The 624-nt window shown below is 78.4% G+C and carries 1 pseudogene; it reads left to right on the forward strand.

The annotated features are described in order from the left end of the window. A pseudogene (locus tag DMC61_RS41075) lies at positions 1-624 on the forward strand (hypothetical protein); the annotation flags it as partial.

Below are 624 nucleotides of genomic sequence, written 5' to 3' on the forward strand. Positions count from 1 at the left end.
CACAACTACTTCAACAGCGAGTGGACGCCCGGCCTCGCCGAGGCCCCCGCCTCCGACGACTTCTGGGAGGACCCCGAGTCCCCCGACCCGGTCTGCTCCGCCGGAAGCGCGACCCGGCTCACCGCCGCGCAGCAGCACCGGGCCGGCGCCACCTACGTCGCCGCGGCCGCCCGGCTGTTCGTCGCCGGTGACGACCGGGTGCGCGAACTGATCGACGGCACCGGACCCCGCGCCCCCCCGGCCGGGGTGCTGACCCACGCGGTCGGCGCCGGCCGCGGCGCCGGATTCCTGCCCGACGACGGTGTGCGGGTGACCGGCGGACGCCTGTGCTCCGCGGTCGACCCCGACCCGGCCGTCGCCTGCCTCGACGAGGACACGCAGGGCGCCTCGCCGCACTTCGCGTACTGGTGGCCGGAGCGGGAGACGGGCCGCGGCGCGGTCGCCCTGGACTGGACCGCGCCCGGCACCGCGACCCGCGTCCGGCCCCGCGCCCCCCTCTCGCTGAAGGGCGCCGACAGCCTCGCCCTGCGCGTCATCGTGCCGCCCGGCAGCACCGGCACCCGGCTCGACGTGTCCGTCACCGACGCCGCCGGCCGGCGCGCCACCCTAGGCAGCGTCCGTGCC

This window comes from Amycolatopsis sp. WAC 04169, assembly GCF_003947535.1.
Taxonomy (GTDB): domain Bacteria; phylum Actinomycetota; class Actinomycetes; order Mycobacteriales; family Pseudonocardiaceae; genus Amycolatopsis; species Amycolatopsis keratiniphila.